Raw genomic sequence first — 21013 nt, 5'->3', positions numbered from 1 at the left:
TCAATTGCATCAGAAAGCGTAGCCGACCTCGATGAACACCGAGCGCGGCTCGCCCGGGAAATGCCCGGTGCGGTCGATGAAACCGGATACGGCATAGGTCTTGTCGAACAGGTTATCGGCGCGCAGCATCGCGCGGATCGGCCCGACTTCGTAGATCAGCGAGGCATCGAAGATCATGAAGGGCTGCACCCGCTGGCCGGAAAGGCTGACCTGTTCGGATACGTAATCGCCGCCGAAGGCCACGGCCAGACCGGTTTCGGGCAGCTGATAGCGCGTCCAGAAGCCGAGCTGATGTTCAGGCGCATTGGCGAAACGATCGCCCACCCGGTTGCCGATTCCGCCTCCGCCATTGTCACCGGTGACGGTGGTGTCGTTGTAGGCATAGGCCAGCGTCAGCACCCAGTCGGGCGTGATGTCGGCAGCGATGTCAAACTCGATGCCCCTTGAGGTAACCTCGCCAAAAGCGACGAAATCATCGACCCCGTCATTGCCGACATCGCCGCGCGGATCGATCTGCAGGATGTTGCGGCGGCGGATCTGATAGGCGGTCAGCGAGGACTGGATCCGTCCGCCCATCAGCGCGGTCTTGATCCCGCCTTCGAACATGTCGCCGGTGGTCGGGCTGAAGGGCCCGCCCGCGCGCGGGTCCTGGGATCCGATCGCCTGCGGCTCGAAGCTGGTCGAATACTGGCCGAACAACGAAATTGCGTCGGTCACCCGGTACACCGCGCCAGCCCGCCAGGTCATGTCCTCATCGGAAAAACTGTCCGCCTGAACAATCCCGAACGCACCCCCGGTGATGGTGTCGCTGAAGCGATCGAAGCGCAATCCTCCTGTCAGGATCAGTCGCCCGATCGTCAGTTCGTCGAGCAGGTAGACACCCCAGCGATAGCCTTCGGTCAGGCGATTCTGGAAGGCTGGCAGGTTGTAGGTGGCCGGGTCGGACACGCCATAGACCGGGTTGAGCAGGCTGAGCGGATTGGGCAGGCCCGGCGTGGACGTGGCTCGGCCGCGCACGAGGCGGCTGTCAAAATCGAGCGAACCGTCAAAATAGTCGCCGCCAACGAGGAGCCGGTTGCCGAGTTCGCCAATCGTGGTTGCCCACACAAGATTGGTGCCGAATGACCAGTTTTCCTGTTCACGACGTTGATCGCGGAATTCGCGGACCGAAGCATCGCGCACGCCGTCGCCATCGGAATCGAACAGCCCGCGCGGTTCGTGATATTGTTGTTCCTCGACCGCGTTGTTGTAACGCAAGGTGGCATCAAAGGTGACGCCAGTCAGCGGCTCGGCCTCGATCCGGGCTTGCAGCACATCGGACTGAAGGTTGAGGAAGTCGCCCGGTTCGTTGTGGTTCCAACGTCGGCTGGCGAGAAAATTGCCATCATTGTCGGTCGGCACCCCGCGCAACCGGTTGGCGTCGAGTTCCTGATCATATCGGGTCGCCTGCAGGATCACCCGCACCGGGCCCGGGTCCCATGATACGCCGCCATCGGCGATGAAGGTGCGCGATGAGGCGTTGGTGCGGAACAGCCCGCGATCCTCGTAGAACAAGCCGCCACGCGCCGCGAAGTCACCACCCAGCGAAGAATTGACCTCGACCGAACCACCGAAGCGGTCGGCATTGCCGATGATCCCGCGCACATCGGCGGTTAGGGGGCCGTTCTGCGGTTTCTTGGTGACGTAGTTGAACAGCCCGCCCGGCGCGCCGGGGCCATAGAGCATCCCTGCCGGGCCTTTCAGGAATTCGACCCGTTCAAGGTTGAACAGCTGCGGCACGGAAAAACCCGCATAGGGATCGCCGCGCAGGCCATCGAAGAAGATTTCCTCCTGCCGGAACCCGCGCGCGGTGACCCCGGCATAGCTGAAGAAGCTGACGCCCGAGATGTTGCGATAAATGTCCTGCGCGTCCCGCGCGCCCTGATCCTGGATCAGTTCGCTGGTGATGACGGTGATGTTCTGGCTGGACAGCAACGGCTCGGTCGGCAGCTTGCTGGCATAGGTCTTTTCCGCACGATACAGCTTCTGGGCGCGGCCAGTCACGATGATGCGATCGGCGTTTTCTTGCAGGGCCTGCGGCTCTTCCTGATCATCGCGGTCCGATGCGCCGGTCTGGGCAAGCAGCGGTGCGGGGAGCAGCGCAGTGCACATGAGCGAAAGCCTGAGCATCATGAAACGGTCGGACATCGGAACACCTTTTTGCGAATCAATCGCAACCCCACTAATGGCCATAATATTGCGAAGCAATCGCAAATAAGCTGACGGACGAAGATATTTCAGGGATATCGTGTTGCGGGTTTCGGAGCTCGACGATGTGGATATCCAGCGCGCCAGCACGATTGCTGTGCTGCGCAGTCTTCGCACTTGCAGCACCGCTTCTTGTCCGTTAAGCGCTGAGCTCATCCACCGGACCCGGCCTTGCCGGGTGGCTCGGCCCGGCGCCTATCCCCGGGACAACCTTTCGCAACCGGCTCCCAGATATTTCGTGTTGGTCTCAGCGCTTGTTCGGCGCCGTGGTGGCCGCGCCGGTTTCACGAAGCGTGTCAGGTATTTTCATGTTCGATCTAACCGCGCTGCGGCGCGAGTGGCTGTCCAGTCCCCGGCGCGATATTCTCGCCGGGATCGTCGTGGCGCTGGCGCTGATTCCCGAAGCGATCGGCTTTTCGATCATCGCCGGAGTTGATCCGCGGGTGGGGCTGTATGCCTCGTTCTCGATTGCAGTGATCATTTCGCTGGTTGGCGGTCGGCCCGGCATGATTTCGGCCGCGACCGCCGCCATCGCCGTGCTGGTGGGGCCGCTGGTGCGCGACCACGGGGTCGAATATTTGTTCGCCGCGACCATCCTGATGGGGGTGATCCAGGCCGTTGCCGGGTTCCTGCGGCTTAACCTGCTGATGCAATATGTCTCGCGTTCGGTGATCACCGGCTTCGTCAATGCGCTGGCGATCCTGATCTTCATCGCGCAGTTGCCCGAACTGATCGGCGTGCCGATGCTGACCTACGCGCTGGTCGCAGGCGGGCTGACGATCATCTACACCTTCCCGCTGCTGACCCGCGCCGTGCCGTCGCCGCTGGTCGCTATCACGCTGCTGACCGCGTTGGCGTTTTATGCCGGGATGGACGTGCGCACCGTGGGCGACATGGGCGAATTGCCGAATTCGCTGCCCAGCTTCCTGATTCCCAACGTGCCTTTCACGCTTGAGACTTTGCAGATCATCCTGCCGTTTTCGGCGACAATGGCGGCGGTCGGCCTGCTGGAATCGATGCTGACGGCGCAGATCGTCGATGATCTCACCGATACGCCATCGAACAAGCAGCGCGAGATGAAAGGGCAGGGGATCGCCAACTTCGTCACCGGGTTCTTTGGCGGGATGGGCGGCTGCGCGATGATCGGGCAATCGGTGATCAACGTGAAATCGGGCGGCGAGACGCGGCTTTCGACCTTCACCGCAGGCGTGTTCCTGCTGTTCCTGCTGCTGGTGCTGGGGCCGCTGGTCGCGATCATTCCGATGGCGGCGCTGGTGGCGGTGATGATCATGGTATCGATCGGCACTTTTTCGTGGACCTCGATCCGCGACATTCGCCATCACCCGTGGCAATCATCGGTGGTGATGATCGTGACGGTCGTGATCGTGGTGTGGACCCATGATCTTGCCCGGGGCGTGGCGGCAGGCGTGATCCTGTCGGGCCTGTTCTTCGCCAGCAAGGTCAAGCGGATGTTCACCGTTTCGAGCGAAGCCTCTGCCGATGGCCGCAGCCGGACATACCGGATCGGTGGGCAAGTGTTTTTCGCCTCGGCCGACAATTTCGTGGGCGCCTTCGATTACCGCGAGGTGATCGACCGGGTGGTGATCGACGTGTCCGACGCCCATTTCTGGGACATTTCGGCGGTCGGCACCCTCGACAAGGCGATCCTGAAATTCCGGCGCGAGGGCACTGCGGTCGAGGTGGTCGGGCTCAACCCGGAAAGCGCGACAATGATCGAACGCTATGCCACGCATGACAAGCCCGGCGCCGAGACGCAGACGGGGGCGCATTGATGGGAGAACTGGCCATGGACAACATTCTCGCGGCAATTGATGCCTCTGCCTATGCGCCGAGCGTATGCGGTTATGCAGGCTGGGCGGCTCGGCGGCTTGGGCTGCCGGTGGAGCTGCTCCACATCGTCCAGCGACCCGATCCGATCACGACCCGGCGCGACCTGTCAGGGGCGATCGGGCTCGGGGTCAAAAGCGAATTGATGGAAGAACTCGTGCGCCTGTCAGAGGAAAGCAGCCGCACCGAGATCGAAAAGGGGCGCGTGCTGCTGGCCGCGGGCGAGCAGATCCTGCGCGAAGCGGGGGTGGCCGATGTCACCACGCTGCATCGCCATGGCGGGCCGGTCGAGACCATCCTTGAACGCGAGGAACACGCGCGGCTGGTGGTGCTGGGCAAGCGCGGAACCGATCACGAATTCATGCCCGACCAGATCGGTTCGATCATCGAACGGGTGATCCGCGCCAGTGAAAAGCCGGTGCTGATCGCCTCTCGCCGCTTTGCCCCGCCCGCCCATGTGGTGTTCGCCTATGATGCCAGCCCGGCAGCAAAGCGCGCGCTTGACCGGCTCGCCAACTCGTCGCTATTCGATGGGCTGCCCGTCACCATCGTGATGGCCGAGGCGCACGGCGGGGCAAAGGCCGCGCAACTGGCCGAAGCCGAAGCCGTGTTTGCCGCCGATCATCCGGTCACCAGTGTGATGGACCCGGGCAAGGCCGAAGACGTGCTGCCCCGAGTGATGGGCGCTGCAACCGATCCCTTGCTGCTGATGGGTGCCTATGGCCATTCGCCGCTGCGCCGCATGATCATCGGCAGCACCACCACTGCGATGATCCGCAGCATCAAGGCGCCGCTGTTGCTGGTGCGTTAGGCGACGCTGCCAGCCGCCCTCCGCGGGCTTGCCGTGGGCAGGTCAGGCAAGACGGAAAAGATGCGCATCGGCAATCGCCACCGCCAGCGCATCGGCGGCATCGCTTCCGGCAATGGCGACCCCCGGCAGCAGCACCTTGAGCATCGCGGCGACCTGCGCCTTTTCGGCAGCGCCAGTGCCGGTGATGGCTTTCTTGACCAGCCGCGCGGCGTGTTCGTTGACGGTGAGCCCCGCCGTCCCGCACGCCGCCAGCACCGCGCCGCGCGCCTGCGCCAGTTTCAGGGTCGATTGCGGGTTCTTGTTGACGAAGATTTCCTCGGCCGCAGAGCGGTCAGGCAGGTGGGCGGCGATCACCTCCGCCAGCCCCGCCTGCAAGGCTGCGAGTCGCGCGCTCATCGGCGCTGCGGCGACGGTCTTGATCTGTCCGTTGGCGATGTGGCTGATCCGCGCACCCTCGCAGCGAATCACGCCCCATCCGGTCGAGGAAAGCGAGGGGTCCAGGCCAAGGATGATCATGCCGTCCCCACCGCGATCACAGCCCGATCCTCAGGCCCACGCGCCACAGCAAGGCGAGCAGGAATGCGGCTCCGAGCGCGATTGCCAGCAGCCACTCGCGCTGCCTCACCCCTCGAGCTTGGCCATCACCGCGTCGGAGATGTCGTAATTGCCCCACACGGTCTGCACATCGTCATCATCATCAAGCGTGTCGATCAGCTTCATCAGCGTGCCCGCGGTCGCTTCGTCGACATCGACGGTCAGCACCGGCTTCCATGCCAGTTTGACATTATCCGCCGCGCCCAGCGCCTGTTCCAGCGCACCCGCGACACCGTGCAGCGCATCGGCGGCGGTCCAGATGGTGTGGCCATCTTCCGACGATTCCACATCATCCGCGCCCGCCTCGATCGCGGCTTCGAGCAAGGTTTCCTCGTCACCCGCGCTGGCAGGATATTCGATCAGCCCGCGCCGTTCGAACCCGTGGCTGACCGAGCCTTCCGAGCCGAGATTCCCGCCGTTCTTGCTGAACGCGGTGCGGACATTGGTGGCGGTGCGATTGCGGTTGTCGGTCAACGCCTCGACGATCAGCGCGACCCCGCCGGGGCCATAGCCCTCATAACGGATTTCGGCGTAATCCTCGCCGCCCGCCTGGGCCGCCTTGTCGATCGCGCGCTGGATATTGTCCTTGGGCATGGACTGCGCCTTGGCCGCGTTGACCGCGAGGCGCAGGCGCGGGTTCATGTCGGGATCGGGCATGCCCATCTTGGCTGCCACGGTGATCTCGCGGCTGAGCTTGGAGAACATCGCCGAGCGTTTCTTGTCCTGCGCACCCTTGCGGTGCATGATGTTCTTGAACTTGGAATGGCCTGCCATTGGACGAACTTCACCGGAATGTTGGAGATATGAGCGCGGGCCTTACCCCGATGGCGGACGCAGACGCAAGGCCGCTCGTGCCCCGCGCGATGAGCCTGTGTGAACGGGTGGCAGACGCAGCGCGCTTCATGCTGCGTCCGACCCCGCACGGGCCGCCCGTGTCCTGGGGGCGGGCGCTGGTTGCGGCGCTGCTTGTCGTGTTTGCCTTCGATCTGGCGCTTGATGTGCTGGTTGCAGCAGTGACCGCGCTGCTTGATGCAAGGCTGGATTTTCTGCCTGACCCGGTCGAGCAAGACACCACGCTGGTCGAGGATCTGTTCGGTTTCCTCGTGCTCGCGCCGGTGCTGGAGGAACTGGTCTATCGCGGTTGGTTGACCGGGCGCGTGGCCGCGCTGCGCTTTGCGGTTTACGGTTTCGCCGCTCTGGCGATTTTCGGCGCGAGCCTGTTTGTGTCTGCGGACATGGCGATGCCGCTGGCACTGGCCGGTGTGGCCGTGGTGCTGGCGGGGCTGGTGCAGTGGAGCCTGACACGGGCCCGCGACACCGCCGTGCCTGCATGGTTCACCCGCCATTTCCGCTGGTTCGTGTGGGGAAGCACACTTCTGTTCGGCCTCGCACACCTTGGCAATTACGAAGCGATCAGCAGTCCATTGGGCCTGCTGGTGGTGTTGCCCCAGACCATCGGCGGATTGCTGCTCGCCTATACCCGAACGCGGCTCGGTCTCGGCGCGGCGATGGCGCACCATGCGGCCTATAACGCGGTGTTTCTGGCGGTGGATTACGGCTGGTGGTGAGGGTTCAGACCTTCACCGCCGTGCCGCTGGCGCTGACCATCAGCATCGAACCATTGGCGCCGATCACCTCGTAATCAAGGTCGATCCCGACCACCGCATTGCCGCCAAGCGCCGCCGCCTCGGCCTGCAATTCCTCGATTGCCTGCTTGCGTGCATCGGCAAGGATGCGTTCGTAGCTGCCCGAACGCCCGCCGACGATGTCGCGGATATTGGCGAACAGGTCGCGGAACAGGTTCGCGCCAACAATCACCTCGCCGGTGACGATGCCGCAATATTCCTGAATCGGGCGGCCTTCGATCGTCGGGGTGGTGGTTACGGTGATTCCGCGTGCGTCTTTCCATGGACCGGGCATTGGGGCTCTCCTCGCGCTGTCTTATCCAGATAACACAGCGCGAGGATATTTCAATCGCCGGTGGCAGGCACCCGCGTGATTACCCCATCCCGAGCGCGTTCTTGTAAGTCTCCAGCAGCATGTCCTGCTCGCTGCGATCGTCGGGCTTCATTTTCCGCAGGCGCACGATCTGGCGCATGATCTTGGGGTCGTAACCGACCGCCTTGGCTTCGGCATAGACGTCGCGGATATCGTCGGCGATGCCCTTCTTTTCTTCTTCAAGCCGTTCGATGCGCTCGATCAGCAGGCGCAGGCGATCATCGGAAGCGTTGGCGTTGTCGCTCATGGGGGTCTCCATTGGAAATGAGAATCACTTGGCGCTGCCGATAGCCAGCCGTGCGCCATGGTTGAACTGCCCGGGAAAATTATTCCTGTGCGTTCTTCGCGATACTCGCTTCCATCCGCGCCAGTTGTTCGTCTGTCGCGGGCGTCTGGCGGGTCGCTTTCCACTCCGCGCTGGGCATCCCGTGGATCAATTCGCGCGCCGCTTCCTTGTCGTTCGCGTAGCCCGCATCGCGGATCCAGTCGGCCAGACAATTGCGGCAGAAGCCGGCCAGCCCCATCAATTCAATGTTCTGCGCATCGTGGCGGTGGCGCAGGTGGCGCACCAGCCTGCGGAAGGCGGCGGCGGCCTGCGCGTCATCCAGCGCATCAAGCGGATCGGCATTGCTATTCATCGCGGCTTTTCCTTGAGTTGAAAGACGGGTGTGCCATAGGCGTGGCTGACGAGGGATAGCCAAAAATGACACGACGCGAGCAACCAAGGATCGACCCGCGCGGTCGCAAGGTCAAGATCCTCGCCACCATTGGTCCCGCCAGCCGCTCTCCCGAAATGCTCGGACGGCTGGTGCGTGCCGGGGCTGATGCTTTTCGCCTCAACATGAGCCACGGAGACCACGCCGATCACGAGGCTGCGATCCACGCCATCCGCGCGCTGGAAAAGCAGTTTGCCAAGCCGATCGCCATCCTCGCCGATCTGCAGGGGCCCAAGCTGCGGGTCGGCAGCTTTGCCGAGGGGCAGGCGGTGATCCGCCATTCGGGCCACTTCGTGCTCGATCGTGACGAGACGCCGGGCGATGAAACCCGTGTCTGCCTGCCGCATCCCGAATTGTTCGGGATCATGACGCGCGGACAGCGACTGCTGATCAACGACGGCAAGATCCGGCTAAAGGTGCTGGAGGCCGATGGCAGCCGTATCCTGTGCAGCGCCGAGGTTGGCGGGGTGATCTCCGATCGCAAGGGCGTGAACGTGCCCGATGCCGAAGTGCCGATCCCGGCGCTGACCGAAAAGGACCGGCGCGATCTTGCCTTTGCGACCGAACACGGGGCGGACTGGATTGCATTGAGCTTCGTGCAGCGGCCCGAGGACATCGCCGAAGCCCGCAAGCTGATCGGCAGCCGCACCACCGCGCTGTGCGCCAAGATCGAAAAGCCGCAAGCGCTCCACCGGCTCGATGAAATCATCGAACTCGCCGACGGCATCATGGTCGCGCGCGGCGATCTGGGCGTCGAGCTTGAACCCTACGAAGTCCCGCCGCTGCAAAAGAAGATCGTCAACACCGCGCGGCGCGCTGGCAAGCCGGTGATTGTGGCGACGCAGATGCTCGAATCGATGATCGAGGCGCCGACGCCGACCCGTGCCGAGGTCTCCGATGTCGCCAACGCAGTCTATGACGGGGCTGACGCGGTGATGCTCTCGGCCGAGAGCGCGGCTGGTGCCTGGCCCGAAGAATCGGTCGCGATGATGGACCGGATCGCGGTGCAGGTGGAACGGGACGAAGGCTACAAGGAGCGCGTGCGGTTTCTTGATACGCCGCCCGATGCCACCACCTCCGATGCACTGGCGCACGCCTGCATGACGATTGCCGATACGGTGCCGATCAGCGCAATCACGGTGTTTACCTCCTCTGGTTCAACCGCGCGGCGCGTAGCGCGAGAGAGGCCGGGCACGCCGATGCTGGTGCTCACCCCGTCCACCCGCACCGCGCGGCGCGTGGCGCTGTTGTGGGGCGCGCATGCCGTGGTGACCAAGGATATCGGCAGCTTCGAAGAAATGATCGGCAAGGGCCGCCGCATGGCGCTGCGCCACGGTTTTGCCCAAGCCGGAGCCAAGCTGATCGTGCTCGCCGGGGTTCCCTTCGGCACGCCGGGGGCGACCAACCTGCTGCATGTGGTGACCGTGACCGGCGACGAACTTGACAGGCACAGGGGCTAGTGCGTGTGGGGAACGCCTGATATCTTTTGCCACGCGTCGGTAGGACTGGCGCACGTGATGGAGGGCGCCATGAGACAGACAATCATCGGCTTGGCCGCAATCGGTATGGCGGGCTGCACCGCTACCGCTGACGACACCGCGCCGGGGCAGGCGGCTCCGGGTGGAGCGGTGATGCGGATGATGTGCAACGCCGAAGCGGTGCAGGCCTATGTCGGCCAGCAGGCAGACGAAGTGACGGGCGCGGCCATCCTCAAGAACAGCGGCGCACGCACCTTGCGCTGGGGCCCACCCAATGCGGCATGGACGATGGATTACCGGCAGGACCGGGTGAATGTCGAATATGACGAGACCATGAGGATCGTCCGGATCAGCTGCGGATGAGCGAGCGGGTGCGAGTGACCTCCGGGTCCCCTTATGAAACGACCTTCGGTTTTGCTCGCGCGGTGCGGGTCGGCAACCGGATCATCGTGGCTGGCACCGGGCCGGTCGAGCCTGACGGGTCGACCACGCCCGGCTTCGCTGCCGATCAGGCGGTGCGCTGCTGCGAAATCATCGTCACCGCAATCGAGGAATTGGGCGGCACGGCGGCGGATGTGGTCCGCACCCGGATGTTGCTGACCGACTTTGCCGATCAGGATGCGGTCGGCGAAGTTCACGCGCGGTTCTTCGGCGCAGCGCGACCAGCGGCGACCATGGCCGGGGCGGCATGGTTGTGCCGTCCTGAATGGCGCGTCGAGATCGAGGCGGAAGCAGTGCTTGGGAAGGCGGTGCACGGCTGATGCGGCGGTTTCTGGCCTATCTGTTCGCTGTGGTCGCCGGCTGCGCGCTGGGCCTTGGCAGCGCCTTGGCCATGGCGGGGCTGTGGCCAGGGGCAAACCCGCTCGCTTTCGGGGATGTCGAAGTCGATGGCTGGCGCAGCGATTTCGCGATCGGGTCGGAAGCGGCCGATCCCTATACTCGCGCCCGCGTAGCACGCCATGGATTGCTGGCGCTGGCCAAGACCGAGGCGGTCTACTTCACCCGCACGGCGGATGATGCAGGACAGCCCTTGCGCGAGACGTGCCGTTATCGGCTATCTGGCGGAGCGATGCCTGCCGGATGGTGGTCGGTAACGCTTTATGATGCGCAGAGCATGTTGCCGCCCAACACTGACGAAGCGCTCAGCATCGATGCCAGCCGCGCCGGGGCGGGGCGGTGGGAAGCGGTGATCGCGCCAGAGCGGCCCCTTGGCGCCGGACATTGGATTTCCAGCCGCAATGCGGGCGCATTCGACCTCACCTTGCGGCTCTACATGCCCGAAGCTGCCCTGCTGGAACGGCCTTTGCACACTCTTGTCCCTCCGCAGATCGAGCGGATCGGATGTGACGGGGAGGACGCGGCGTGAGGCGCTGGCTCGGCCCGCTGGCGGTGCTGCTGGTCTGCGCGGCTGGGGTGCATCTTGCCGCGCTGCAATTGGCGCCGGGGTTCATCATGTCCCGGGCGATGGCAGCGCTGGCTGATAAGCGGGTGGTGCTTCACGGGTTTACCGCGCCCTTGCGCGTCAGCCCGCAGACCCAGAACGTGGTGCGCTCCTCGCCCGATCTCTACTATGCGCTGTGCCGCTATGATCTGGATGATCCCGGCGCGCAGGTGACGGTCCGGATGGAGGGCTGGCCAGATTACCAGTCGCTTTCCTTCTTTGATGCCCGGACCGACAATTTTGCCACGCTGCGGGGCACGGGTCAGGATGTCGCTGTGCGGTTACTTCCGCCGGGCAGCACGCCCGAGGAAGGCGCGATTGTCAGCCCCACGCCCAAGGGTGTGATCCTGATCCGCCGCCTTGCGCCCGACGCCGCACGGTTCGCCGCTGCGACCGAAACAGGCAAGGGTGATCGCTGCGGGCTCGAACACAAAGTCGCGGCAGACCCCGGTCAGGGGTGATCCGGCAGTTCCAGCCTGGCGGCGACCAGTGCGATCAGTGCGGCAAGATCGGGCAGGGCGTCGAGCTCCGCCGCGCTCACCAGCACATCTGGAGGCGCATCGCCCAAGGCTAGCAGGATTGCCGGCAGCGGGACCGCGTGGCCCGGGAAAGCAAGCAAGAAATCGTCACTGTGGTGGAACACCTTGCCCTGCGGAAGGCGCGCGAGAAACCGCCGCCAGCGGCCATGCATCGAGACCCAGCCATAGGTCAGCGCGCACAGCGAGCACGGATAGGTCGTTGGCCGGACCACCTTCCACACGGCGTCCTTGACCGCATTTAACAGACCGCCATCGGCATTATACACGAGAATCAGGCGGGTGGGCGGGCTGTTCATGCACCCAGTTACGCATGCGAGATGCATCGGGTTACGCAAATTTGCATGTGGCCTAACAAAAATCCGCAAGCCCGCCGTGCGCGCCAGCCTTTTCCAACCCCGCAAACCCCGTTAGAGCACCTCGCCATGCACGGACAATTCCAACTCACCGACGATCAGCTTGCGATCCGCGAGGTCGCCCAGCGGTTCACGGCCGACAACATCACGCCCCATGCGGCCGAATGGGACGAAAAGCACATCTTCCCGCGCGACACGATCCAGCGCAGCGCCGAATTGGGCTTTGGCGCGATCTATGTCTCCGAAGAATCGGGCGGGATCGGGCTGGGGCGACTGGAAGCGGCGCTGATCATGGAGGCGATGGCCTATGGCTGCCCGTCGACCAGTGCGTTCATCTCGATCCACAATATGGCCGCGTGGATGATCGACCGCTTTGGCGGCGAGGCGGTGAAGGCGAAATATCTGCCCCAGCTGATCACGATGGAGCACATCGCCAGCTATTGCCTGACCGAACCTTCGAGCGGGTCGGACGCCAGCGCGCTGCGGACCATGGCGCGGCGGGACGGCGATGATTACATTCTCAACGGCACCAAGCAGTTCATTTCCGGCGCAGGGGCGAACGAAATCTACGTTGTGATGGTGCGCACCGGCCCAAATACACCAGAGGGGAATGGGCCCAAGGGCATTTCCTGCGTCGTGGTCGAAAAGGACATGCCCGGCGTCAGCTTCGGGGCACAGGAGAAAAAACTCGGCTGGCATTCGCAGCCAACCGCGCAGCTGATCCTTGAAGATGTGCGCGTCCCGGTGGAAAGCCTCGTCGGCGGGGAGGGCGAAGGCTTTCGCATCGCGATGATGGGGCTGGATGGCGGGCGGCTGAATATCGGCGCCTGTTCATTGGGGGGCGCGCAGCGCTGCCTTGACGAAGCGATCCAGTACACCAAGGATCGCAAGCAGTTCGGGCAGGCCGTGGCCGAATTCCAGAACACCCAGTTCATGCTTGCCGACATGGCGACTGATTTGGAGGCAGCGCGTGCGCTGCTCTATCTCGCGGCGGCCAAGGTGACCGACAATGCGCCCGACAAGACGCGGTTCTCTGCCATGGCCAAGCGGCTGGCGACTGACAATGGCTCGGCCGTTGTCGACCGCGCGCTGCAATTGTTCGGCGGGTATGGCTATTTGCAGGACTACCCCATCGAACGCTTCTGGCGCGATCTGCGAGTCCACTCCATCTTGGAAGGCACCAACCAGATCATGCGCATGGTCGTTGGCCGGGACCTGCTGCGGCAGTGATGCCCGGATGAGGAAAACACAATGACCAATGATGTCCTGATCTCCACCAATGGCCCGATTGGCCATATCAGCCTCAACCGCCCCAAGGCGCTGCACGCGCTGACGCTTGAGATGTGCCACGCGATGAGCGCGGCGCTGACCGAATGGGCGGATGACGATGCGATCAAGGCGGTGATCCTTGATCACAACGAAGGGCGCGGCTTTTGCGCGGGCGGCGATATTGCCTTCCTGCGCAATTCCGCGCTGAATGATGGCGGCGTGTCGGGGCGCAAGTTCTTCCACGACGAATATCAGCTCAACCACCAGATGTTCACCTATCCCAAGCCCATCGTCGCCTTCATGGACGGCATCACGATGGGTGGCGGGGTGGGCATTTCGCAACCCGCCAAGTTCAGGGTGGCAACCGAGAATACCCGTTTCGCCATGCCCGAGACAGGGATCGGCCTGTTCCCCGATGTCGGCGGCGGCTGGTATTTGTCGCGGCTGGGCGGGCGGCTTGGGCAGTTTCTGGCGCTCACCGGCGCGCGGCTCGATGGGTCGGAATGCCTTTGGACCGGGCTTGCCACGCATTACGTGCCCCACGAAATGCTCGAAGACATCAAGGCGCGCATTCACGATCACCCCGATCGGATTGCCGGCATCCTGTCGGAGCCGGTTGGCACCCCGCCCAAGGCGCGGATCGAGGCCAATGCCGATAGAATCGCCAAGCACTTTGCCTCCGACGCCTACGAAGACATCCTCGCGAGCCTTGAAGCCGCCATCGAAGCGGGGGACGACTGGGCGGTGAAGGAACGCGACACGCTCGGCATCAAGAGCCCGCAGACCTGCAAGGTCGCGCTGCGCCAATTGGCAACAAGCGCCGAGCTTAGCGATTTCGCCGACAATATGCGGACGGAATACCGCATCGCCAGCCGCGTGCTGACCCGCCCCGATTTTGCCGAGGGCGTGCGCGCGGTCATCGTCGACAAGACCAATGATCCCAAATGGAACCCGGCGACGCCCGAGGAGGTTACCGACGATCTGCTCGACGCGATCTTCGCTCCGCTCCCCGCCGATGAAGAATGGAAACCCCTATGAGCTACGAGACCATCACCGCCGAAGCCAATGCGCAAGGGCACAAGGGCGTCACGCTGCTGACGATCAACCGCCCGCAGGCGCTGAATGCATTGAATTCCAAGGTTCTGGAGGAGCTGATTGACGCTTTCGCCGCCTATCAGGCGGACGGCTCGCAGCTCTGCGCGATCCTGACCGGCAGCGGCGACAAGGCCTTCGCCGCAGGGGCTGACATCAAGGAAATGAGCGAGAAGGCGGCGGCGGATTTCTTCCTCGACGATTTCTTCAGCCCCTGGACGGCCGAGATCGTCAAGAAGACCCGCAAGCCGTGGATCGCTGCGGTCAACGGCTTTGCGCTGGGCGGCGGGTGCGAATTGGCGATGATGGCGGATTTTATCATCGCATCCGAAAAGGCGAAGTTCGGCCAGCCTGAAATCAAGCTCGGCGTGGCGCCCGGCATGGGCGGATCGCAGCGGCTGACCCGCGCCATCGGCAAGTCGAAGTCGATGGAGATGTGCTTAACCGGCCGGATGATGGCGGCTGAGGAGGCCGAGCGCAGCAACCTTGTGGCCCGCGTGGTGCCGCATGAGGAGTTGCTCGCCGAGACGCTCAAGACCGCCGCGACCATCGCCGCAATGCCGCCAATGGCGGTGATCGCCAACAAGGAGATGGTGAACTCGGCCTTCGAGATGACCCTCGACCAAGGCCTGATCGTCGAACGCCGGATCTTCCAGATCCTTACCGCGAGCGAGGACAAGGCCGAGGGAATGGCCGCTTTCATCGAAAAGCGCGAAGGGCAGTGGAAGGGGCGGTAGGCCTGCCAAAACTCGTCATTGCGAGGAACGCAGCGACGACGCAATCCATGGTCCGACAGATGGATAACCAAGCGCCCTGGATTGCCGCGCGACCTCCGGTCGCTCGCAATGACGAACGGAGAGACATATGAAAATCGCCTTTATCGGCCTCGGCAACATGGGCGGTGGAATGGCTGCCAATCTGGTCAAGGCGGGCCATGAAGTCCGCGCCTTCGACCTCAGCGAACCGGCGCTCGCCGCGGCGCGCGAGGCCGGGTGCACTACCTTCACTACCGCCAAGGAAGCCTGCGCCGAGGCCGAAGCGGTCGTCTCGATGTTGCCCAATGGTCAGATCGTCAAACAGGTCTATTGGGATGACGTGATCGGCCACGCTCCTGAAGGTGCGATCCTGCTCGATTGCTCGACCATCGACGTCGCCACTGCGCGTGAAGTGATCGAAGTGACCGAGGCGCACGGCTACCAGATGGTCGACGCGCCGGTGTCGGGCGGAATTGCGGCAGCTAACGGCGGCACGCTGACCTTCATGGTCGGCGGCACCAAGGCAGCCTTTGCCCGCGCCCAGCCGATCCTCGCCGCGATGGGCAAGGCGGTGATCCACGCAGGCGATGCAGGCAACGGACAGGCGGCCAAGATCTGCAACAACATGTTGCTGGCGATCCATATGATCGGCACCTGCGAAGCCTTCGCCATGGCCGAAAAGCTGGGGCTGGACGCGCAGACCTTCTACGACATTTCCAGCGTTTCAAGCGGGCAGAACTGGTCGATGACATCCTATTGCCCCGTCCCCGGCGTCGGGCCGACCACCCCCGCCGACAATGACTATCAGGGCGGGTTCGCTGCCGGGCTGATGCTCAAGGACCTCCGGCTGGCGATGGAGGCAGCGAAGGCTGCGGGCGCCAAGGTCGAACTCGGCGACCACGCCCGCTCGATCTACGAAGCCTTCGCGAAGAATAACGCCGGACTGGATTTTTCGGGCATCATCCGGACGCTCTAGTTTCGGCGACAGGCTTCAAGTGCGGGTGCCAGTTTCCGTGCGGCTTCCTCGTCGCGCCGGGCCAGCCCTTTCGCCGCCTGCTCCAGAACAGGGCAATCGAAGGCTGCGCCCCGCGCGATGCTTTCAGCCACGATTTCCGCAAAGGCATCGGGTGCGATTACCACTGCCCCGCGCCGCAGAAACGTTGTCTGCCAGCGTTCGGCGGCGCTGACGATGTCGATCATCGTCCGGCGCCCCGGCCCTCCTGGCTCACCGAGCGTCTGCTCTCCCAGCACCTGCAGCACATCATCGGGCGTCGTCCCGCGCAGCATAAGGGCTGCAAACCGCCGGGCGGCCTCGGGCTGATCGCCAGCCGCCAGCGCAAGGCGCAACATGGCTTCCTGAGCCAGAGGCTCGCGCCAGCCGCGCTGGGCCGCAACCTGGATGGTCAGTCCGGCCTGTTCTGGCATGCCGGCATTTGTCTGGGCAACGGCCAGCAATGTCAGATGCTCGGCCGGGATCGGTCGCCGCTGGACCAGCAGGCGCACTTCGGCCAGCGCGCGATTGACGTTTCCGCTCTCGGCTGCGGCTGCGGCCACATGGGTTTGCGCAAATGCGCGGAAGGGTGGGGGGACCAGTTCCGCCAGCAGCGGATCGCGGGCAGATTGCCTGTCAAACTGCACCGCAATCGCGACGATCGCAACGACCAGCAAGGCGGCGAACCATGCGATTCTGCCGATCACGATCGCGCTCTCCTGTCGCTTGCGGCGCTACGGACCAACAACAGCAATGCCAAGCCGGCCAATGCCAGCATTGTCTGGTTTCGCAGCGGATAATCGGTGATTGACTGTGGTCCGGTCAAGCTCAATTGGATCGTCGACCTCGGCGCAAGTGCGACAGTGCTTGGTGCCGCAGTCTATTATGTTCGTCTGGTGCGCGCGCAAGGCTAAGGGCTCAGTGGTTCGCCCCGGTGCAAACGGTTGCCAGAATCGATGCTATGCGCTGGCTGGCCTGTCCGTCGCCATAGGGGTTGTGGGCCCGCCCCATGTGCTCGTAGGCGACGGGGTCGTCCAGCAATCGGGCGGTTTGGGCAACAATGGCATTGCGGTCGGCGCCGACCAGTCGTGCGGTACCGGCAGCAACGCCTTCAGGCCGCTCGGTGGTGTCGCGCATCACCAGCACCGGCTTGCCAAGGCTTGGCGCTTCCTCCTGAATGCCGCCGGAATCGGTAAGCACGATATCACAGGCCGCCATCATCGCCACGAAATCGAGATAGTCGAGCGGATCGATCAAAGCGATGTTGTCGTGTCCTGACAGCGCCGGGCGCATTACCTCCGCGATATTGGGGTTGGGGTGCACCGGATAGATGATCGCAACGTCATCGCGCGCAGCGAGCGTCTGAAGCGCAGCGGCGATTTCCTGTATCCCGGTCCCGAAATTCTCGCGCCGGTGGGCGGTGACCGCGATAATCCGCTTCCCCGCGAAGCGCGCCAGCAAGGGCGCAAGCACCGGGGCGAGCGCGGGATCGGCGGCGACTTTGGCGCGGGCGAACATCAGTGCATCAACTACGGTGTTGCCAGTGACGTGGATGGCGGTGGCGGGGACGTTCTCGGCCCGCAGCGCGGCGGCGGCGGTCTCGGTCGGGGCGAAGTGCAGATCGGCGATCGCGCCGGTTACCTTGCGGTTCACTTCCTCGGGCCAGGGCGAATAGATGTCGCCGCTTCTGAGGCCCGCCTCGACATGGCCGACCGGAATACGCCGGAAATAACATGCCAGCGTTGCCATCATCGTCGTCAAGGTGTCGCCGTGCACCAGCACCCGATCCGGTTTCAGCGTATCGAGCGCCTCGCCGAAGCGGGTGATGATCCGCGCCGATAGGGCATCGAGGCTTTGGCCCGGCTGCATGAGGTCGAGATCGATGTCAGGCGCAATCCCTGCCATTGACAGCACCGAATCAAGCATCTCGCGGTGCTGTGCGGTGACTGCTACGCGCACGTCGAACTGCCCGGTCCCACGCAGCGTGAAGACCAGCGGGAACATTTTGATCGCTTCGGGACGGGTGCCGAAGGTTACGAGGATGCGCGGTTTCGCGCCCGCTGCGCTCATCGCCGCAACATACCTCGCGTGTCGAACACCAGCTTGCCCGCGAGATCATGCGGGGAGAGATGCTTGAAGGCGGTGTGATCGACCAGCACCACCACAATCTCAGCCGTTCGCAATGCCGCGTCAAGTGTCACCAGTTGCGCGCCGGTTCCTGTAAAGCAGGCGGGCAGGTCTTCGGTGAAAGGTTCAACGACAAGAATGCGGCTTCCGTGCGTGTGCGCAAGCGCCTCGCCGATCTCAAGCGCGGGGCTTTCGCGGAAGTCGTCGATGTCGGGCTTGAAGGCAAGGCCAAGCAGCGCAACCTTGCCGCCGGGTACGGCTTCCAGCAGCGCGCGGATGCGGGTCTCGGTGTGCACAGCCTTCTGGTCATTGACCTCACGCGCGGTTCGCACCAGCCGGGCGGCATCCGGCGCGCCTGCCACCAGGAACCACGGGTCGACCGCAATACAATGTCCGCCTACGCCGGGACCAGGTTGCAGGATGTTGACGCGCGGGTGGCGGTTGGCCAGCCGGATTACGTCCCACACATCCACTCCGATCACATCGGCAATCATCGAAAGTTCGTTGGCAAACGCGATGTTGACGTCGCGGAAGCTGTTTTCGACCAGTTTCACCGTCTCGGCCACGCGCGCGGTGGTGTAGAGACAATCGCCCTTCACAAAGCTGGTATAGAGCACGGCGGCGCGTTCAGCGCAGGCAGCGGTTACGCCGCCGATCACGCGATCATTATGCACCAGTTCCTTGACGATCCGGCCCGGCAAGACACGCTCAGGGCAATAGGCGAGCGCAATGTCAGCTTCTTCCGTGCTGCCGTCGCGCGGCACGACCAGATCAGGGCGGACTTCGGCAATGATTGCGGCGACGCGCTCGGTAGTGCCGACCGGTGACGTGCTTTCGATGATGACGCAGGCGCCTGGCAAGATCTTGGGCGCGATCGCGCGAGCGGCCGCCTCGACATAGGAAATATCCGGCGTATTGTCCGCGCCAAGTGGGGTGGGCACAGCGATCATGTAGAAACTGGCCGACGGCACTTTTGTCGAAGCGGTCAGCGTTTGCGCGGTGATGGCGTCGTGCACCAGTTTGTCGAGGTCGCGTTCCTCGATGTGTGCCCCGCCTGCGTTGACGGTATCGACCACGCGTTGCGATACATCGACGCCGCACACGCTCCAGCCATAGGAGGCCAGCAGCGCAGCGGTCGGCAAGCCGATATAGCCTAGCCCGATCACCGCAACCTGATGGTCGGGTGCTGGTTGGCTCAGGGCCTGGCTGCCGAGAGCCGAACTGGCATCGAAAGGTGCATTCATGAAGATACTGTCCCGCTTTGCGCGAGGCAGACAGTGGCCGCAAAGCCCTTAAAATCGCGTTAGGTTTGCCGAGATTTTTACCATACCGGCCATGTCACGCGGAATCCGATGATCGATACCTGCCGGGTAAGCCCACTCGCAGATCACAGTTTACAGCGGCCGGTTCTCGATGAACGCGGCAAGCGCACCGTGGAGCTGGCGTGCGGTCGGGGATTGCGCCGCCGACCAGTTTGCAAGTGCCAGGCCCTCTGCAATGCGCTGGCCAAGCTCGCTCTCGTTGTCGGCGACCAGAATGCCGGGCCTTTCTGCAAGCTTGCCCACGGTCGCCATTTGGTGATCATTGCGATGTTCGCCCAACCCGGCGCGGCGCGGCATGAGGATGATCGGCCTGGCGCAGCGGGCCGCAGTTAACACGGTACCGATCCCGGCATGGCTGACGATCAGGCGCGATTGTTCCACCAGCGCCTCGAATTCGGCAGGCGCAATCTTGTCGCGCGCGTCCATGTTGCGCGGACGGTAGGTGCCTTTGCCAGTCTGCGCGATTATCGGCATCCCAAGGCCGGGCGCAAGCGCGTCCATTGCCTTGATCAGGCGATCGAAGCCGAGCTGCATGCCGACCGTAACGATGATCACAACACCGCTCCGAAATAGCGGGGGCGTTCACCATCTGCGATGTGCTCCCACTGGGTCCAGCACTGGTGTGCAAAGCGCTTGGACAGCTTGCCGCACATCGACAGCTCCTCCCCATTGGCGACGCTGTCGATCCACAGGGTGCGCGCGCCCATCAGACGACCGGCGCAGATACAGAAAAAGCCTGGGGCTGCACCGGTCGAAAGCACCACCTTGGGTCGATGCTTCAGCACGATCCACAAGGCTACCAGAGCGCACAAGGCCGAAGGCAGTGGCATGTTCTGGTTGCAATCGGGCAGGCTTTCAGCGCCAGCAACGCCATGCTGGAGGGCTACCGCAGGTTCGGTGGTGGCAAAGCGCACATCATATTGCGCCAGCGTCGGACGCAACAGCATCAGCTGCTCCCAATGCCCGCCGCCCGACGCAACCGCCAACACTCTGATCCTGTCTTTCCCCATGCGCGAGCCTTTCGTTTGCTGCATCGCACAATCGCGTGCTGCGGGCCTATGAGCAAGCTGGCGACGGTGTCAATCGCGGCGTGCCAGCAGCGTCACTTCGGCCAGCACGCGTTTGGCCCATTCCGGGCGGCAGATCATCAGGTCGGGCATGTATGTGTTGGGCTGGTTATAGACCAACGGCGACCCGTCGATGCGTGAGCAGTGCAGCCCGTATGCCTGCGCCACGGCGACCGGCGCGCAGCTGTCCCATTCGTATTGCCCGCCTGAGTGCAGATAGACTTCGGCCTCGCCGCGAACCACTGCCATCGCCTTGGCCCCGGCGCTGCCCATGGGAACCAGCTCTCCGCCAAGTGCCGCCGCCACCGCCTGTGCTTCGCGTGCGGGGCGCGTGCGGCTGACGAGGAAGCGCGGGCGTTCGGGCA

Annotated in this window: 25 protein-coding genes and 1 other annotated feature; of the genes, 12 read left to right on the top strand and 13 right to left on the bottom strand. The window is 63.8% G+C overall.

Annotation, left to right across the window (positions count from 1 at the left end; all coding sequences use genetic code 11):
* Window positions 1–9: 9 nt before the first annotated feature.
* On the bottom strand, window positions 10–2187 hold the full coding sequence (locus tag BUA05_RS07680) for a TonB-dependent siderophore receptor (RefSeq protein WP_211277616.1): 2178 nt from the start codon (window positions 2185–2187) through the stop codon (window positions 10–12).
* A gap of 218 nt (window positions 2188–2405) precedes the next feature.
* Window positions 2406–2459, top strand: a sequence feature (sul1 is cis-regulatory element that is thought to sense ions involved in sulfur or methionine metabolism; They are found in Alphaproteobacteria).
* Window positions 2460–2555: 96 nt separating this feature from the next.
* Here BUA05_RS07680 and BUA05_RS07675 point away from each other — a divergent pair.
* Window positions 2556–4040, top strand: a complete 1485-nt coding sequence (locus BUA05_RS07675) for a SulP family inorganic anion transporter (protein WP_072674206.1) — start codon at window positions 2556–2558, stop codon at window positions 4038–4040.
* 14 nt (window positions 4041–4054) lie between these two features.
* Window positions 4055–4906 carry a universal stress protein gene (locus tag BUA05_RS07670; RefSeq protein ID WP_072674205.1) on the top strand — a complete coding sequence of 284 codons (852 nt, stop codon included), beginning with the start codon at window positions 4055–4057 and terminating at the stop codon, window positions 4904–4906.
* 42 nt (window positions 4907–4948) lie between these two features.
* Here BUA05_RS07670 and ruvC read toward each other — a convergent pair whose 3' ends face one another.
* Both ruvC and BUA05_RS07660 read right to left on the bottom strand, forming a co-directional pair.
* Window positions 4949–5422 carry a crossover junction endodeoxyribonuclease RuvC gene (gene ruvC / locus BUA05_RS07665; RefSeq protein ID WP_072674088.1) on the bottom strand — a complete coding sequence of 158 codons (474 nt, stop codon included), beginning with the start codon at window positions 5420–5422 and terminating at the stop codon, window positions 4949–4951.
* Between the two features lie 105 nt (window positions 5423–5527).
* Window positions 5528–6274: a YebC/PmpR family DNA-binding transcriptional regulator gene (locus tag BUA05_RS07660; RefSeq protein ID WP_072674087.1), complete on the bottom strand. Its 747-nt coding sequence runs from the start codon at window positions 6272–6274 to the stop codon at window positions 5528–5530.
* 29 nt (window positions 6275–6303) lie between these two features.
* Between BUA05_RS07660 and BUA05_RS07655 the strand changes: the two genes are divergently transcribed.
* Window positions 6304–7068, top strand: a complete 765-nt coding sequence (locus BUA05_RS07655; RefSeq protein ID WP_072674086.1) for a CPBP family glutamic-type intramembrane protease — start codon at window positions 6304–6306, stop codon at window positions 7066–7068.
* Window positions 7069–7072: 4 nt separating this feature from the next.
* Here the strand turns inward: BUA05_RS07655 and BUA05_RS07650 are convergent, their stop codons facing one another.
* From BUA05_RS07650 to BUA05_RS07640, 3 genes are all read right to left on the bottom strand, one after another.
* Window positions 7073–7420 carry a heavy metal-binding domain-containing protein gene (locus BUA05_RS07650; RefSeq protein WP_178139159.1) on the bottom strand — a complete coding sequence of 116 codons (348 nt, stop codon included), beginning with the start codon at window positions 7418–7420 and terminating at the stop codon, window positions 7073–7075.
* 79 nt (window positions 7421–7499) lie between these two features.
* Window positions 7500–7745 carry a DUF2312 domain-containing protein gene (locus tag BUA05_RS07645; RefSeq protein ID WP_072674085.1) on the bottom strand — a complete coding sequence of 82 codons (246 nt, stop codon included), beginning with the start codon at window positions 7743–7745 and terminating at the stop codon, window positions 7500–7502.
* 79 nt (window positions 7746–7824) lie between these two features.
* Window positions 7825–8136: a DUF1244 domain-containing protein gene (locus BUA05_RS07640; RefSeq protein ID WP_072674084.1), complete on the bottom strand. Its 312-nt coding sequence runs from the start codon at window positions 8134–8136 to the stop codon at window positions 7825–7827.
* Between the two features lie 65 nt (window positions 8137–8201).
* Between BUA05_RS07640 and pyk the strand changes: the two genes are divergently transcribed.
* From pyk to BUA05_RS07615, 5 genes are all read left to right on the top strand, one after another.
* On the top strand, window positions 8202–9674 hold the full coding sequence (gene pyk, locus BUA05_RS07635; protein WP_072674083.1) for a pyruvate kinase: 1473 nt from the start codon (window positions 8202–8204) through the stop codon (window positions 9672–9674).
* 69 nt (window positions 9675–9743) lie between these two features.
* Complete coding sequence (locus BUA05_RS07630; RefSeq protein WP_072674203.1) at window positions 9744–10055, top strand: I78 family peptidase inhibitor; 312 nt, start codon at window positions 9744–9746, stop codon at window positions 10053–10055.
* 14 nt (window positions 10056–10069) lie between these two features.
* A complete protein-coding gene (locus BUA05_RS07625; protein WP_342742090.1) occupies window positions 10070–10453 on the top strand; it encodes a RidA family protein in 384 nt (127 codons plus the stop codon).
* Complete coding sequence (locus tag BUA05_RS07620; protein ID WP_072674081.1) at window positions 10453–11058, top strand: DUF1214 domain-containing protein; 606 nt, start codon at window positions 10453–10455, stop codon at window positions 11056–11058. The genes BUA05_RS07625 and BUA05_RS07620 overlap by 1 nt, the downstream gene beginning before the upstream one ends.
* Entirely contained in the window at window positions 11055–11594 is a 540-nt protein-coding gene (locus tag BUA05_RS07615) for a DUF1254 domain-containing protein (protein ID WP_072674080.1), read from the top strand. The genes BUA05_RS07620 and BUA05_RS07615 overlap by 4 nt, the downstream gene beginning before the upstream one ends.
* Here BUA05_RS07615 and BUA05_RS07610 read toward each other — a convergent pair.
* The gene (locus tag BUA05_RS07610) at window positions 11585–11968 is read right to left on the bottom strand and encodes a hypothetical protein (RefSeq protein WP_072674079.1); all 384 of its coding nucleotides are present in this window, start codon (window positions 11966–11968) and stop codon (window positions 11585–11587) included. The genes BUA05_RS07615 and BUA05_RS07610 overlap by 10 nt on opposite strands.
* Window positions 11969–12094: 126 nt before the next feature.
* Here BUA05_RS07610 and BUA05_RS07605 point away from each other — a divergent pair, with 126 nt between their 5' ends.
* The 4 genes from BUA05_RS07605 (at window position 12095) to mmsB (ending at window position 16117) form a co-directional block, all read left to right on the top strand.
* On the top strand, window positions 12095–13255 hold the full coding sequence (locus BUA05_RS07605; protein ID WP_072674078.1) for an acyl-CoA dehydrogenase family protein: 1161 nt from the start codon (window positions 12095–12097) through the stop codon (window positions 13253–13255).
* Between the two features lie 21 nt (window positions 13256–13276).
* Window positions 13277–14332, top strand: coding sequence for an enoyl-CoA hydratase/isomerase family protein (locus tag BUA05_RS07600; RefSeq protein WP_072674077.1), 1056 nt, complete (start codon window positions 13277–13279; stop codon window positions 14330–14332).
* Complete coding sequence (locus BUA05_RS07595) at window positions 14329–15123, top strand: enoyl-CoA hydratase-related protein (RefSeq protein ID WP_072674076.1); 795 nt, start codon at window positions 14329–14331, stop codon at window positions 15121–15123. The genes BUA05_RS07600 and BUA05_RS07595 overlap by 4 nt, the downstream gene beginning before the upstream one ends.
* 127 nt (window positions 15124–15250) lie before the next feature.
* On the top strand, window positions 15251–16117 hold the full coding sequence (gene mmsB, locus BUA05_RS07590) for a 3-hydroxyisobutyrate dehydrogenase (protein ID WP_072674075.1): 867 nt from the start codon (window positions 15251–15253) through the stop codon (window positions 16115–16117).
* Here mmsB and BUA05_RS07585 read toward each other — a convergent pair.
* From BUA05_RS07585 to BUA05_RS07560, 6 genes are all read right to left on the bottom strand, one after another.
* On the bottom strand, window positions 16114–16839 hold the full coding sequence (locus BUA05_RS07585; protein ID WP_072674074.1) for a hypothetical protein: 726 nt from the start codon (window positions 16837–16839) through the stop codon (window positions 16114–16116). The two genes, mmsB and BUA05_RS07585, sit on opposite strands and share 4 nt — an antisense overlap.
* A gap of 211 nt (window positions 16840–17050) precedes the next feature.
* Window positions 17051–18202 carry a non-hydrolyzing UDP-N-acetylglucosamine 2-epimerase gene (wecB, locus tag BUA05_RS07580; protein ID WP_072674073.1) on the bottom strand — a complete coding sequence of 384 codons (1152 nt, stop codon included), beginning with the start codon at window positions 18200–18202 and terminating at the stop codon, window positions 17051–17053.
* Window positions 18199–19503 (bottom strand): UDP-N-acetyl-D-mannosamine dehydrogenase, encoded by a 1305-nt coding sequence (gene wecC, locus BUA05_RS07575; RefSeq protein WP_072674072.1) that lies wholly within the window; start codon window positions 19501–19503, stop codon window positions 18199–18201. The genes wecB and wecC overlap by 4 nt, the downstream gene beginning before the upstream one ends.
* A gap of 150 nt (window positions 19504–19653) precedes the next feature.
* Window positions 19654–20136, bottom strand: a complete 483-nt coding sequence (locus BUA05_RS07570) for a glycosyltransferase (protein WP_072674071.1) — start codon at window positions 20134–20136, stop codon at window positions 19654–19656.
* The gene (locus BUA05_RS07565; RefSeq protein WP_245790138.1) at window positions 20133–20570 is read right to left on the bottom strand and encodes a UDP-N-acetylglucosamine transferase subunit ALG14; all 438 of its coding nucleotides are present in this window, start codon (window positions 20568–20570) and stop codon (window positions 20133–20135) included. The genes BUA05_RS07570 and BUA05_RS07565 overlap by 4 nt, the downstream gene beginning before the upstream one ends.
* A 90-nt stretch (window positions 20571–20660) precedes the next feature.
* A partial coding sequence (locus BUA05_RS07560; RefSeq protein ID WP_281247016.1) for an inositol monophosphatase family protein occupies window positions 20661–21013 on the bottom strand: 353 nt, incomplete at its 5' end.

Source organism: Erythrobacter sanguineus, from assembly GCF_900143235.1.
GTDB lineage: Bacteria > Pseudomonadota > Alphaproteobacteria > Sphingomonadales > Sphingomonadaceae > Erythrobacter > Erythrobacter sanguineus.
The sequence above is the reverse complement of the archived record's forward strand: the minus strand, read 5'-3'. Positions and strand labels throughout refer to the sequence as shown.